This window comes from Turicibacter sanguinis, assembly GCF_013046825.1.
GTDB classification, from domain to species: domain Bacteria; phylum Bacillota_I; class Bacilli_A; order MOL361; family Turicibacteraceae; genus Turicibacter; species Turicibacter sanguinis.
Genome location: NZ_CP053187.1, coordinates 645,205 through 659,250 on the forward strand (window position 1 = coordinate 645,205; position 14,046 = coordinate 659,250).

Sequence of the window (14,046 nt, forward strand, 5' to 3'; positions counted from 1 at the left end):
ATTGCATCAAAAAAATAATCCATTAATTCTCAGAATTCTAATATTATTTAATTAACCCTCGATTCCTGAATTTCAATTAAATAACATTTTTATAACTTTATCCCTTAATTTGTAAATATTTTAGAAATATCTGGATAAACTAACTTCTGAGGTGAAGTTATGTGAAAAAGTTATCCACATTTTTTAAGACCAAATATTTAGTTGTAACAATGATTATGGGAATTGAGTTAGTGGCAATCCTGGGACTAACCGTTTATCAATATTTTAAATATCTCCCTGCCCCAGACATTAACGTCAATACAACCATTACTTTTTATGATTCAGATGGAGAAGTCTTTTTAGAAAAAACATACCCTAAAAATCAAAACTGGGTTACACTCGATGAAATTTCTCCTTACGTGATTGATGGATTTATTGCGACCGAAGACCGTAATTTTTATAATCATATGGGATTTGATCCAATTCGCATTGCAAAAGCCGTTTTAGTTAACATAACGACTGGAAGCAAATCTCAAGGTGCATCAACGATTACCCAACAGTATGCTCGTAATTTATTCTCGGACTTTGATAAAACATGGGAAAGAAAAATTAAAGAGGCATTTTATGCATTGAAGCTTGAAATTGCCTATGATAAGGAGACCATTTTAGAAGGTTATTTAAATACAATTAACTTCGGTCATGGTAACTATGGAATTGAAGATGCAGCCTTATTCTACTTTGACAAACATGCGAGTGAACTCACACTCGAAGAAGCATCTGTTTTAGTTGGGATTCCAAAAGGTCCTAGCTACTACTCTCCACTCATCAACTACGAAAATGCCATGTCAAGAAAACAAATCGTGCTAAAATCAATGCTCGTTGAAGACTATATTACACAAGAAGAATACGATCTTGCGCTTAACACAGAGGCAACCATTATTGGGGAACATCCAGAAGCACTTGAATATGATGCCCCATATTATGTCGATGCTGTTTTAAGTGAAGTGGATAAACTGCTAGATGGACAAATGATGTCCTATCGTCATTTAAATATTTGCACGACGCTTGATCGCGAGATTCAAACTTATGTCAACGATGCTATTGAAGACACGATTAAACAAGAGGGAGTTCAAACAGCCGTCATCGTTATGGACCCTCAAACTGGATATGTGAAAGCTCTCAGTGGTGGAACCAATTACGAAACCTCTCAATTTAATCGAGCGTTATATAGTCGACGTCAAATCGGTTCTATGATGAAGCCATTTCTCTATTACGCCGCCCTTGAGTATGGATTCACCCCTTCAACCACCTTTATGAATGAACCTACATCTTTCACTTATAATGATGGAGCAAACACTTATACACCTGGAAACTACTCAGGTGCCTATGCTTACGACGAAATTTCAATGGCTAATGCCATTGCTGTATCTGACAATATCTTTGCAGTTAAAACGCACATGTTTTTAGGAATGGATGTCCTGTCTGAAACCGTGAAACGCTTTGGAATCGAAGAAGAAATTCCACAGATTCCATCCGCTATTCTTGGAGTTAGTTCAATAAATATTATGGAAATGGCCGAGGCCTATAGTATCTTTGCTAATAACGGACAAAGTGTTGAACGAAAATTTGTAACTGAAATTACAGATGGACGTGGCTTCTATGTGTATAAAGATCAAGCCTCTCAAGGTGAACAAGTTTTAGATCAAACCAAAACGTATATCATGAATGAAATGATGACTGGAATGTTTGATATTAATCAAAACAATCATCTATCTGTAACAGGACTATCTATTATCCCAGAACTTACCCACCGATATGCTGGTAAAAGTGGAACAACAAACACCGATTCTTGGATGATTGGATATACTCCTGAACTTGTGACAACCGTTTGGACTGGATACGATGAAGGTCAGACACTCGATGGTGTTGAAGTCAATCGATATGCCAAAAATATTTGGGCATCTGTCATGGAAAACTCATTAAAAGAAAGTGGATCGACTTGGTTTGAAACACCTAAAAACGTTGTTCCAGTTTCAATCGAACCCGTATCTGGGTACCTTGCAGCAGATGACTGCGATAAAAAAGTAACGCTTTATTATGAAAAAGGAAATATCCCAACAACGACATGTTCAGCTCATGAAAAAGAAACAACTATTGTGGATAACGCAAACTAAAAAAGAAGATGTAAAAGTAGCTTTCTACTCTTACATCTTCTTTTTATCTTTTGTTTTCTAAATATTCTTTTAAAATATAAGGCATTTTTGCTTCAAGTACTTTAAACTCTGTCTTTAAATCCACTTTAATATTATCCACATCTTTTGAAATATTATTGATTTCCTCTTTTAAGCGTTGATTCTCTTCTCTAACAACCGCCCTAATCAAATCAATAATATTCTCTTCCTCTACCTTTTTCGCTTCACGTTCCATATCAGCAATAATTAAATTACAAATATAATTAGATTGATTCTTCTTTGACTGTAGATAAGGAATAACTGTAGGTTCGTAATGTTCGTTAATATTAAACGTTTTAAGCATGCTCTCAGATCCCTTCTTATCAATTAAATGGTTAACTTAAAACGACTTTTACATAAAAAATAGTCCATTCACAAACTCGATTAATACCATTGTTACTTGAATAATTTAACCTTTACTAAATCATATGCGACACGTTGCAAATCTAGACATTTTTTAAGTAATTTTTATTAACTTTCTTTATCCTTCCTCCCCATCAAGCCTTCATTACCTATATCAAAACAAAAACATTTCTTATCTATTTCAAGTCACAATTAATAGCTAACAAAAACATTTATAATCTATTCACCTGTTCATCTCAAGTAATGCCTAAATATTTTAAACTAATTCAGCATATACTAACTTTAGCTATAAAAAACTGATCTGGACTTCTATATTCAACTTATTTAACGTCAGGAGGATTCCCATGAAAGACAAAAATTTAATAGAAAAAATACAATTTGAAGCTGGTCAAATAACCGAAGGAATCATTTTAGGAACAGGAAAAGTTGTCACAGCTATCGAAGATGCTGCCGTCGATCTAACAGAAGATATTCTTGATACTGTCAAAGAAAACAATGAAGATTTAGCCGATGATATCGATGAATTAGAAGAAAAAATAGAAAAAAATCGTATCTCTAGTAAAGAATAAAAAAAGTCCAATCGATTGATTGGACTTTTTTTATTAGCTAATTTCAACATCAGCTGGTTGAATCGTTGTTTTTAAATCTAATGTTTGTTGTTCACGAACAACCGTTAATGTGATTTCATCACCTTCACGGAAATCATATAATTTTTTTCTAAATGCCATTGCGTCATCAACTGAATCACCATTAATCGCTGTTACCACATCACCAGCTTTAATTCCCATTTGTTCAGCAACACCACCATCAAATACTTCATAAATGAAAACACCTGTTTTTTGATCAGTTGAAATATTTAAAATCTCTTTTAAACGATCTGGAATCATACTCATATCTTGAATATAAACACCAAGTTGTGGACGGCGAACTTCACCGTAAATTTCTAAATCATTAATAATTGGAAGTGCAACATACGTTGGAATCGAGAAAGACATCCCCTCAACCGAACTTGTTGCAATCTTCATTGAGTTAATCCCAACTATTTTACCATCTAAATTGATTAAAGCTCCACCACTGTTACCAGGGTTAATCGCCGTATCTGTTTGTAAAACAGTCATTTCCCAATCATCATATCCGTCGCTATTTAAATCAACAGAAACCGTACGATCCTTACCAGAAACAATTCCTGATGTTGCAGAACCTGCAAAGTTTAATCCTAAAGGATTCCCAATTACAATGACCGTTTGCCCTACTTGTAAATCTTCAGTACTACCAAACTCAGCTACTGCATCAACTGTCACATCAGAAACTTTTAATACTGCTAAATCTGTATAAATATCGCTACCTAATAACTCGGCTTCAGAACGATTACCATTCGAGAACACAACCTCAAAATAATCACCGCTATCTACAACGTGTTGATTCGTTACAATATAAGCCGTATCTCCTTCAGCTTTATAAATAATTCCTGATCCCTCACCTTGTGTACGGTTATTTGCAAAATTAACCACACCAACAATAGCAGGCGATACTTTTTGAATTGCTTCAATGCGTTGAGATTCTTGAGTTACTACTTCACGTTCTACAACTTCTTGAATAATATTTTGATTATTATTATCCGTTGTTTGAGTCGTTCCTGTATTTCCCCCAACGCTCGCTTTATCATAATAGAAGTTCGCAATAAAGAAAACACTCCACGCCGTTACTAAAACAACTAAAGATGTGTATAAAACCTTATTCATTTTCATTCTACCATCCACCTTTCAATAAATTATCCGATTTTAAATAAAGCACAGGCATTTGCCATCGTCTGCTGACAAACTTCTTCATAAGGCACTTCTTTAACTTCAGCGATCTTTTTAGCCACCAATGAAACATAAAAAGGTTCATTCCGCTGCCCACGATGTGGATGAGGTGTTAAATAAGGCGCATCCGTTTCAATCAATAAATGTTCAAGTGGAATTTCACGAGCAACCGACTGTGGCTTTTTCCCATTTGTAAAGGTCACAGGTCCTGCTAATGAAATTTTAAAATTCAACTTAATGAACTCACGTGCTGTTTCAACACTTCCACTATAACAATGCATCACACCACCTACTGACGCAGCATCATACTGTTTCAAAATCTCAAGCGTATCTGCAATCGATTCTCGCGTATGAATCACAAGTGGCTTGTTCACTGACTGTGCTAAATGAATCTGGCGAATTAACACTTCCTTTTGAACATCATGTGGAGACGTCTCCCAATAATAATCAAGACCACATTCTCCAATCGCTACCACACGAGGATGCATCGCCTGTTTGGATAACTCCTCAAATAACTCATCCGTTAAATAAATTGCATCAACCGGATGCCACCCAACAGCTGCGTAAATAAAATCGAATTCTTCGGCTAACTCAATGGCTTTTTTGTTCGTTCTCGCATCAAACCCCACGACTAACATCTTTGAGACACCTTCGTCTTTGGCACGTTCGATTACTTCCATTAAATCTTCTTCAAACTTCTTATCATTTAAATGTACATGTGTATCAAAAAGCACATTATCACCTATCTTTAACCTCAAAATCACTCTTCATAGTTTCCTCATTACACACCCTTATCATACATGAATTTTCAGGGGATTTTATGATATTTATTTATAAAATATGTAAAATTTAGAGTGTCGTTTTCATTATATCAAAATCAGGTTAAATTTAGGTTAAATTTCCAATAAAAATATTAGGTTTTTCCTTTGAGCTATACCTCTATTAAACACAATCTTGCTTAAAATAATATTAAATCTCTATCTTATTTTGAAAAAATAAAGTCATAAATTTTCAAATAATGAAAAATAAAATAACAATCTGACCGTTTTCATCGTGTATTTCTTGAAAACTGACAAATATCAGCCTAAAATAGGATCAATTTCTCGAAGTTTGTAAACTCCAATAAAAAAATTCCAATCAGATAAACTGATTGGAATCATAGTCAATCTTCAATCCATTGGGCTAACTCTTCAGACGTTGCTAACACCGAATGCGTTTCACTAATTTGATGTTTTACCCCTTTTGAATAATCCACAGTATCTGAATCATATATCAAAATCTCTCGTGTCTTTTCATAAATCGGATCAGGATTTGGAATTGCTGATAATAATGATTTCGTATACGGATGAATTGGATTATTAAAAATATCTTCTCGTGTTCCAACCTCAACTAAATAACCTAAATGCATAACTCCTATTCGATTTGAAATATATTTGACCATCGATAAATCATGCGCAATAAACAAATAAGCAATCCCAGTCTCCTTCTGAATCTTTTTCATCAAATTAACCACTTGTGCCTGAATTGAAACATCAAGAGCACTAATTGCTTCATCTGCAATAATCAGCTTTGGCTCCATAATTAAGGCCCTTGCAATTCCAATACGCTGACGTTGACCACCAGAAAATTGATGGGGATAACGATAGGCATGATCACGGCTGAGTCCAACCTTATCAAGCATCTTAAATACCAGTTCATTGCGCTCTTCTTTTGACTGATATAAATGATGCACATCAATTCCTTGAGCAATCAAATCAAGTACCTTTTTACGTGGATTAAGAGACGCCATCGGATCTTGAAAAATCATTTGCATATTCGTTCTTAAATGCTTCTCATCCGCTTTGCTTAACTTTCCTGAGATATCCACACCATCAAAAACAATTTTTCCTGAAGTTGGTTCATATAAACGAATAATCGAGCGTCCCGTCGTTGATTTCCCGCTTCCACTTTCGCCAACCAAACCAAACGTTTCCCCAGGATAAATCTCAAAGTTAAGCCCATTCACAGCCTTTACTGTATAATGCTTATTAATTTTAAAATGTTGCGATAAATTCTCTACTTTTAATAAAGGTTCCATTACTGACCACCTCGCTTCATCTTCTCAATCCGACGTTTTAACGCTTCGGGCATCTCAACGTGCGGTGCTCGCTCATCCATTAACCAAGAAGCTACACGATGCTTTCCTCCTACATTATACATAGGCGGCTCTAATCGATAGTCGATATGTAAAGCTACCGCGTTTCTTGGCGCAAACGCATCACCCTCAACTTGATTCAATAAATTTGGTGGAGAACCTGGAATTGTGTATAAGTACTCATCATCCGATTCTAAATCTGGAATCGATGACAACAATCCCCAGGTATAAGGATGTCTTGGATCATAAAAAATCTCTTCAACTGATCCCTTTTCAATAATCTTACCGGCATACATCACCGCAACATAATCAGCGATATTAGCCACCACCCCTAAATCATGGGTAATAAAAATAATCGCAACATTCGTTTTTTCCTGAATCTCTTTTAATAACTTCAAAATCTTGGCCTGAATCGTAACATCAAGCGCCGTTGTCGGTTCATCACAAATTAACAACTCCGGTTCACAAGCTAATGCAATTGCAATCACGACCCGTTGACGCATTCCACCAGATAACTGATGTGGATACTGTTTATAACGTTTTTCAGGATCCGTAATACCCACTATTTCTAACAATTCAATGGCTTTCTTACGAGCTTCATCCTTTGAAATCTTATAATGTTCTCGCATTCCTTCAATAATCTGATGCCCAATCGTCATAGTTGGATCTAAAGAAGTCATTGGATCTTGAAATACCATCGCAATTCGCTTTCCTCTAATATGCTTTTGCATCTGTTTACTTGTAAGTTGTGTCAAATCACGCGTCACCACTTCACCATCTCGGTCGTACGAAAAAAGAATGCTTCCCTTCTCAACCTGACCGTTCTCACTCAAAATTCCTAAAATAGCTTTCGTCGTAACTGATTTCCCACTTCCACTTTCTCCTACAATCGCTAACGTCTCCCCCTGATATAAATCAAGGCGAACCCCACGTATAGCACTTACCTTACCAGCTGTCGTTCCAAACGAAATCTCTAAATCACGAATCGATAACACTCGTCGTCTTTCACTCATATCCACCCCCCCTTACATATCTTTCATTTTTGGATCAAAGGCATCTCGAAGTCCATCTGCTAACATATTAAAACTTAACATTAAAATAGCTAAGACTACGACAGGAAACATCAACATATGTGGATAAGCAAGTAATGACTTAAATCCATCACTAATTAAAACTCCAAGTGAAGCCATTGGTGGTTGTAACCCAAGACCGATAAATGCTAAAAAAGACTCATAAAAAATAGCATTCGGAATCGAGAACATCGACATGATGATGACCTGTCCAAAAATATTAGGTAAAATATCCTGACGAATAATTCCAAACGTTTTTACCCCTAGTGTTCGAGAGGCAAGAATGTAGTCGAGTTCCTTAAGTTTTAAAACTTGAGATCTCACGACACGGCTCATGCCAATCCACCCTGTAATCAACAAAGCAATCGTAATCGACATAATCCCTGGTTTCATGATAATAACTAGTAAAGTAACGATAACTAAGTTAGGAATCCCACTTAAAATTTCAATAAAACGTTGCATATAGATATCAGTTCGTCCCCCAACATATCCAGAAATCATTCCATAAGTCATCCCAAACACCATATCAATCAAAACAGCAAGCGCTGCAATATACAAAGAAACTCGCGTTCCAATCCAAACACGTGTCCAGATGTCACGTCCAAGCGTATCTGTTCCGAAAAAATAATAGACATTTTCAAGTCCACGTTGTTCATATACATTCACACCATTATGTGTTCCATCAAAAATTCCTAATTTTTCGAGGAATGGAATACGTGGTGGCAAGTTCACATGATCCATCATAACCGAATCATATGCATGAGATGAAAGCATAGGCGCAAAAATAGCCATAATAAGTAAAAATAAAATGAAGCAGGCTCCCACTACAGCCCCCTTATTCTTTCTAAATCGATGCAGTACATCTCTCCAAAACGACTGTCCTTCGTAAACAATGTCAGTCTTCATCGCCTCATCTTGGAATACTAGTTCAAAATCATTTTGTAAAAAATCTTGATTATGATTCATGACTACCACCTTCTTTCGATAAACGGATTCTTGGATCAATTACTCCATATAAAATATCCACAACTAGCATCACACCAATAAATAAAATACTGTAAATGAAGGAAAGTGCAATGACGACATTGTAATCATTCACCTGAATCGCAGTCACTAAAAGACTTCCCATTCCTGGAATCGCAAAAATCTTCTCAACCACGAGACTACCCGTCATTAAACTCACCATTAAAGGTGCCACGACTGTAATAACTGGAATCAAAGCATTTCGAAGCCCATGTTTAAACACAAGATGCATCTTCTTAACACCTTTAGCTTCAACCAATAACATATAATCAGATTTCAAGACATCGACCATTTCAGAACGTAAAAACCTCGCCACGTTCGCAATAACAAACATCGATAAGGCAATGGTCGGTAAAATACTTGAAATCATCGGTTTACTCATGTTGTAGGTGATTGGAAACATTTTTAATTTATATCCTAGATAAAAGCAAAGTCCAAGTGCAAACACATAAGACGGTACACTTACCCCAATAACTGAAATAACGGTTGCCGTTGAATCTATCCACGTATTTCGTTTAAGTGCCGCCACTAATCCAAGACATAACCCAATAATAGTTCCAAGCACAATCGCTTGAAGTCCAATTCGAATCGTAATCATCACACGCCCACTAATTAACGTACTCACTGGGACATCTTTTTGGATTGCATAAGAAACCCCAAAGTCTCCATCTAAAATGACTAATTTCAAATAATTAAAAAATCGCGTAAAAATCGGCTGATCGAGCCCATATTTTGCATTTAGCAAAGCCAGTTGGCTCTCTGTTAGCTTCTCATCATTAAAAGGTGAGCCCGGCATCAATTCAAGCATTAAAAATAAAAATAGCAAAATCAAAAAAATGGTGACCACCGAAATCGCTAACCGCTTCAACACATATTTCCACATCCCCATCACCCCCGTATAGATAGGTCCAGATAAGTTTTACACTGTAAAAACTTTAATTAGACTATAACCGCTCTTAATCATAAAAACTTCCGTACTAAGACCCCCTTCAAAATGGTAAAAAATATTACAGAGAGTTATCTCCCTGTAATATTTTTTGCTTAATCTTCTATACTTGCATTTCGATAAATAAATGGAACCCCTACTGAGTGAGTTTCAACACCTTTTAATTTTGGATTAATTAAATAGGTATTACCTTGTTGATAAAGTGGTGCTAAAGCTGCATCTTCACCAAGTAATATTGCTTCAGCTTCCTTCATCGCTTCCCAACGTGCTTCCACATCGTAAACTAAATCCCCTTTATCAATGCGTTCCATTAACGTATCGTACGCTTCACTTGAATAATTCGGATAATTATTCGTTACCCCTGTAATAAATAAATCTAAATAAGTCGTTGGGTCTGCATAATCTGGTCCCCATCGAGTTAATCCAAGTTCATAATCTCCTGTACGCATTAACTCAAGACGTTGTTTTTTCGGTTGAGATTTTAACTCAATCGTTAATCCAGGTAAATTTGTTTGTAACTCTGATTGAATAAACTCTGCACATTTTTTACTTGAATCAGTATCTTCAAATAATAATTCAAGTGTTAGGCTATCGATTCCAAGCTCAGCCTTTGCCACTTCCCAATATTCCCCTGCTTTAGCCGCATCATAAGCTAAATAAGTATCAGAAGTCTCACGGAAATCTTTAGCATCTGGTCCAGTCGCTAAGCTAACTGGCACAATAAAATCTGCAACAGTCGAACCATCATTTAACACTGTATCGGTTAATTGCTCTTTATTCACCGCTAATGCTAACGCACGACGTAAATTCACATTTTGTAATTCAGTCACTTCATGGTTTGGAGACATATACCATAAGTAACCTTCATGAATTAAATTGAACGCTTCATTATCTTTATAAAGATCCACAATTTCACCTGTTAAACGAACAATATCTAAGTTTCCAGATTCAAATTCAAGCGCTGCAGTTTGAGCATCTTTCATGATTTTATACTCAATACCATCTAGTTGAACGTCATCTTTTGCATAGTAAGAATCATTTTTCTCAACTTTAAAACTATTACCTTGAATCCACTCTGTCATTTTAAATGGTCCGTTTGCAAGTAAACTTTCTGGACTTTGCGCATAATTACTTCCTTGCTCAGTGACGAACGCCTCATTTAATGGTAAGAATGATGGAAACGCCATAAGCTGTAAGAAAAATGGTACAGGTAATTCAAGCGATACTTCTAATGTATAATCATCTACCGCTTTAACCCCAAGATCTTCTAATGGTTTTTCACCTGCATTAATCGCTGCCGCATTTTTAACTGCTGCCACATCCATGATGAACGCATATTCAGAAGCTGTGGCAGGATCAACAAGTCGGCGCCAAGCATAAACAAAGTCATTCGCTGTAACAGGTGTTCCATTATCCCACGCAGCATCTTCACGTAGATGGAACGTATAAGTTAAACCGTCTTCTGACAGATCATAACCTGTCGCAATCGCTGGGACGGCACTTCCCGCTGCATCTAATGTGTATAACCCTTCGATGGTTGCGGCAATCACCTCAAATGATAACCCATCGGTTGCAATATGTTGATCCATTGATGCTAACTCAACATCTTTTGCAACACGTAACACATTGCTACTTGATTCTTCTCCCCCTGAACAAGCAACAAGTGTTACTGCACAACAAAATATAAAAGTTAAGACTCGCAACTTTTTCATAAGTTTCCTCCCCTTTCATACTAGTGTAATAACGGCTACAAATGTAGCCTCACTCCCCTTCGTTAGCCCATAAAAATACAAAATTCAAGGAATTATAGCATTTTCCCCTTCGCTAATCGAAGTATAATTCACTATATTCACAAGATTTACACATCATTCCTAGAAAACGCTATTAATTTTTCTTTTCCTACATAAAAACCGTAAGAATAAATCTTACGACTTTTTAATATTTATTTAAGATTTTCTTCCATCCACAATGTGTTATTCCCCTATTAATCATCTATAGAGAAGCCATCGCTTAGACATTAAACTAAAAAAGTTGCCTTTCGGCAACTTTACATAATAAATACTCAGTCCATTACCTCTTATCACCCCAGCAGTTGCGGATAACTAAGAGTTCGTCCTTTGGACTCTCTACTTAGTCTGGGGACCCTCCCCAGCAGTTGAGGATTGTTCCCATTCTAAAGTTTATTTAATGTTTTATCAGATATCAACTCATTATCACCCCGGTGGTTGAGGATAACTAAGAGTTCGTCTTTTGGACTCTCTACTTAGTCTGGGGACCCTCCCTACCAGTGGAGGATAGCTACGATCTCACTTTGCCTTTATTTAATCTAAATTCATTCTATAACTTTTTATTGCCCATTAATTGTTATTAAAAAATAGTTCGCTAACCATACTTTATTTAATATCTCTTCAGCCTACAACCACAAATCACCCCAGCAGTTGAGGATTGTTCACTTCGTTCACTGCCGGGGGCCCCACTTTGTAAAGTAAAATAAAAAAAGTTGCCTTTCGGCAACTTTTTTATTTTACTTTACTTCCATTTGGTAATTCGTCAATGATTGTTGGTAATGTTAATTTTCCATCGTTAGATGCTGCTAATACCATACCTTGTGATAATTCACCACGTAATTTAACTGGTTTTAAGTTTGTAACAACTAATACTTTTTTACCTACTAGTTGTTCTGGTTGGTAGTGTTCAGCGATTCCTGATACGATTTGGCGTACTTCTGATCCTAAGTCGATTTGAGATACTAATAAGCGGTCTGCTTTAGGGTGTTGTTTACACTCTTTGATTTCTCCGACTTTGATTTCTACTTTCATGAAGTCGTCAATTCCGATTTGAGGAATTTCTTCTACTTCTACTGCTTTTTCTTCAACTTTTTTAGGTTCTTCAGCTGGTTTAACTGAACCTTTCATTTGTTCTTTGATGTATTCCACTTCTACTTCAACCTCCAAGCGTGGGAAGATTGGTGTTCCTTTAGAAACAACCTTAGTTCCTTCTGCTAATGTATTGTAATTATTTAAACTGCTCCATTCTTTAGACGCTGCCCCTTCAATTCCTAATTGAGCGAAAATTTGTGGCGTTGTGCGTGGCATAAATGGTTCAATCATGATAGCAATCTGACGTAAGCTTTCTGCTAAGTGACACATTACCGATTCTAATGCAGCTTTATTTGCTTCATCTTTTGCTAATACCCAAGGAGCTGTTTCGTCGATGTATTTATTCGTACGAGCAACTAACGCCCAGATATCAGATAAAACGATACTAAATTGCATATCTTCAAAATTTTTCTCAACTTTTTCAACTGTTGTTTTGATGAAGTCTTCTAATGTTTGATCAAATTCAGTTACTTGACCTGCATATGCTGGAATAACTCCATCGAAGTATTTATTAATCATAGAAACCGTACGGTTTAATAAGTTTCCTAAATCATTTGCTAAATCAAAGTTTACGCGCTCAACGAATGATTCTGGTGAGAATACTCCATCTTGTCCGAATGGTAATTCACGTAATAAGAAGTAACGCACAGCGTCAAGTCCATAACGTTCAATTAACATTTCAGGATATACCACGTTTCCTTTAGATTTAGACATTTTCCCGTCTTTCATCATGATAAATCCATGAGCAAAGATTTTTTTAGGCAATGGTAAATCTAAAGCCATTAAGAAGATTGGCCAATAAATCGTGTGGAAACGAACGATATCTTTCCCAACAACATGTACATCTGCTGGCCAGTATTTATTGAATAATTCTTCATTATCTGATCCGTAACCTAATGCCGTGATGTAGTTAGATAAAGCATCTACCCATACATAAATAACGTGCTTAATATCTCCAGGAACTTTAACTCCCCAATCAAACGTCGTACGAGAAACTGATAAGTCCTCTAAACCTGGTTTAATAAAGTTATTAACCATCTCATTTTTACGAGATTCAGGTAAAATAAATTCAGGATTAGCATTGTAATATTCCATTAAACGATCCGCATATTTTTTCATGTTGAAGAAATAAGATTCTTCTTTCACGACTTTCACGTCACGACCACAGTCTGGACATTTTCCATCCACTAATTGAGTCTCAGTATAATAAGACTCACAAGGTGTACAATATAAACCTTCATAGTGACCTTTGTAAATATCACCATTTTCCATGAATTTAGCGAAAATTTTCTCAACCATCTCTTCATGACGTTTTTCAGTCGTACGAATGAAATCATCATTTGTGATGTCCATCATTTCCCATAACTTTTTGGCTGCATCAGCAATTTCATCTACATAAGCCTGTGGCTCTTTTCCAGCTTCTTGAGCTTTTTCTTGAATTTTTTGTCCATGCTCATCCATACCCGTTAAGAAACGAACATCAAATCCACGGCTACGTTTATAACGAGCCATTGCATCAGATGCTACCGTTGTATAAGCTGTTCCGATGTGGAACTTTCCACTTGGATAATAAATTGGAGTCGTAATATAAAATGTTGGTTTAGACACTCAAAATC

The 14,046-nt window shown here is 36.2% G+C and carries 11 protein-coding genes; 2 read left to right on the forward strand and 9 right to left on the reverse strand.

Features of this window, described 5'->3' with window-relative positions; all coding sequences use genetic code 11:
- Positions 1 to 161: 161 nt before the first annotated feature.
- The gene (locus tag HLK68_RS03135; protein ID WP_132942597.1) at positions 162 to 2,153 is read left to right on the forward strand and encodes a transglycosylase domain-containing protein; all 1,992 of its coding nucleotides are present in this window, start codon (positions 162 to 164) and stop codon (positions 2,151 to 2,153) included.
- Between the two features lie 43 nt (positions 2,154 to 2,196).
- Here the strand turns inward: HLK68_RS03135 and HLK68_RS03140 are convergent, their stop codons facing one another.
- Positions 2,197 to 2,514 carry a hypothetical protein gene (locus HLK68_RS03140; protein WP_006783512.1) on the reverse strand — a complete coding sequence of 106 codons (318 nt, stop codon included), beginning with the start codon at positions 2,512 to 2,514 and terminating at the stop codon, positions 2,197 to 2,199.
- A 403-nt stretch (positions 2,515 to 2,917) separates the two neighbouring features.
- On the opposite strand from HLK68_RS03140, the gene HLK68_RS03145 reads away from it, so the two are divergent.
- The gene (locus HLK68_RS03145) at positions 2,918 to 3,142 is read left to right on the forward strand and encodes a hypothetical protein (protein WP_009606894.1); all 225 of its coding nucleotides are present in this window, start codon (positions 2,918 to 2,920) and stop codon (positions 3,140 to 3,142) included.
- Positions 3,143 to 3,175: 33 nt separating this feature from the next.
- Here the strand turns inward: HLK68_RS03145 and HLK68_RS03150 are convergent, their stop codons facing one another.
- From HLK68_RS03150 to metG, 8 genes are all read right to left on the reverse strand, one after another.
- Positions 3,176 to 4,321 carry a S1C family serine protease gene (locus HLK68_RS03150; protein ID WP_132942598.1) on the reverse strand — a complete coding sequence of 382 codons (1,146 nt, stop codon included), beginning with the start codon at positions 4,319 to 4,321 and terminating at the stop codon, positions 3,176 to 3,178.
- A 23-nt stretch (positions 4,322 to 4,344) separates the two neighbouring features.
- On the reverse strand, positions 4,345 to 5,112 hold the full coding sequence (locus HLK68_RS03155) for a TatD family hydrolase (protein WP_009607654.1): 768 nt from the start codon (positions 5,110 to 5,112) through the stop codon (positions 4,345 to 4,347).
- A 428-nt stretch (positions 5,113 to 5,540) separates the two neighbouring features.
- On the reverse strand, positions 5,541 to 6,455 hold the full coding sequence (locus HLK68_RS03160; protein ID WP_006785954.1) for an ABC transporter ATP-binding protein: 915 nt from the start codon (positions 6,453 to 6,455) through the stop codon (positions 5,541 to 5,543).
- Positions 6,455 to 7,525, reverse strand: a complete 1,071-nt coding sequence (locus HLK68_RS03165; RefSeq protein WP_009607655.1) for an ABC transporter ATP-binding protein — start codon at positions 7,523 to 7,525, stop codon at positions 6,455 to 6,457. The genes HLK68_RS03160 and HLK68_RS03165 overlap by 1 nt, the downstream gene beginning before the upstream one ends.
- A 12-nt stretch (positions 7,526 to 7,537) precedes the next feature.
- Complete coding sequence (gene opp3C / locus HLK68_RS03170; protein ID WP_009607656.1) at positions 7,538 to 8,548, reverse strand: oligopeptide ABC transporter permease; 1,011 nt, start codon at positions 8,546 to 8,548, stop codon at positions 7,538 to 7,540.
- The gene (locus HLK68_RS03175; RefSeq protein WP_006785949.1) at positions 8,538 to 9,488 is read right to left on the reverse strand and encodes an ABC transporter permease; all 951 of its coding nucleotides are present in this window, start codon (positions 9,486 to 9,488) and stop codon (positions 8,538 to 8,540) included. Before HLK68_RS03175 ends, opp3C begins: the two co-directional genes overlap by 11 nt.
- 158 nt (positions 9,489 to 9,646) lie before the next feature.
- Complete coding sequence (locus HLK68_RS03180) at positions 9,647 to 11,263, reverse strand: peptide ABC transporter substrate-binding protein (protein WP_006785948.1); 1,617 nt, start codon at positions 11,261 to 11,263, stop codon at positions 9,647 to 9,649.
- Between the two features lie 807 nt (positions 11,264 to 12,070).
- Complete coding sequence (gene metG, locus HLK68_RS03185) at positions 12,071 to 14,038, reverse strand: methionine--tRNA ligase (protein ID WP_009607536.1); 1,968 nt, start codon at positions 14,036 to 14,038, stop codon at positions 12,071 to 12,073.
- Between the last annotated feature and the right edge of the window lie 8 nt (positions 14,039 to 14,046).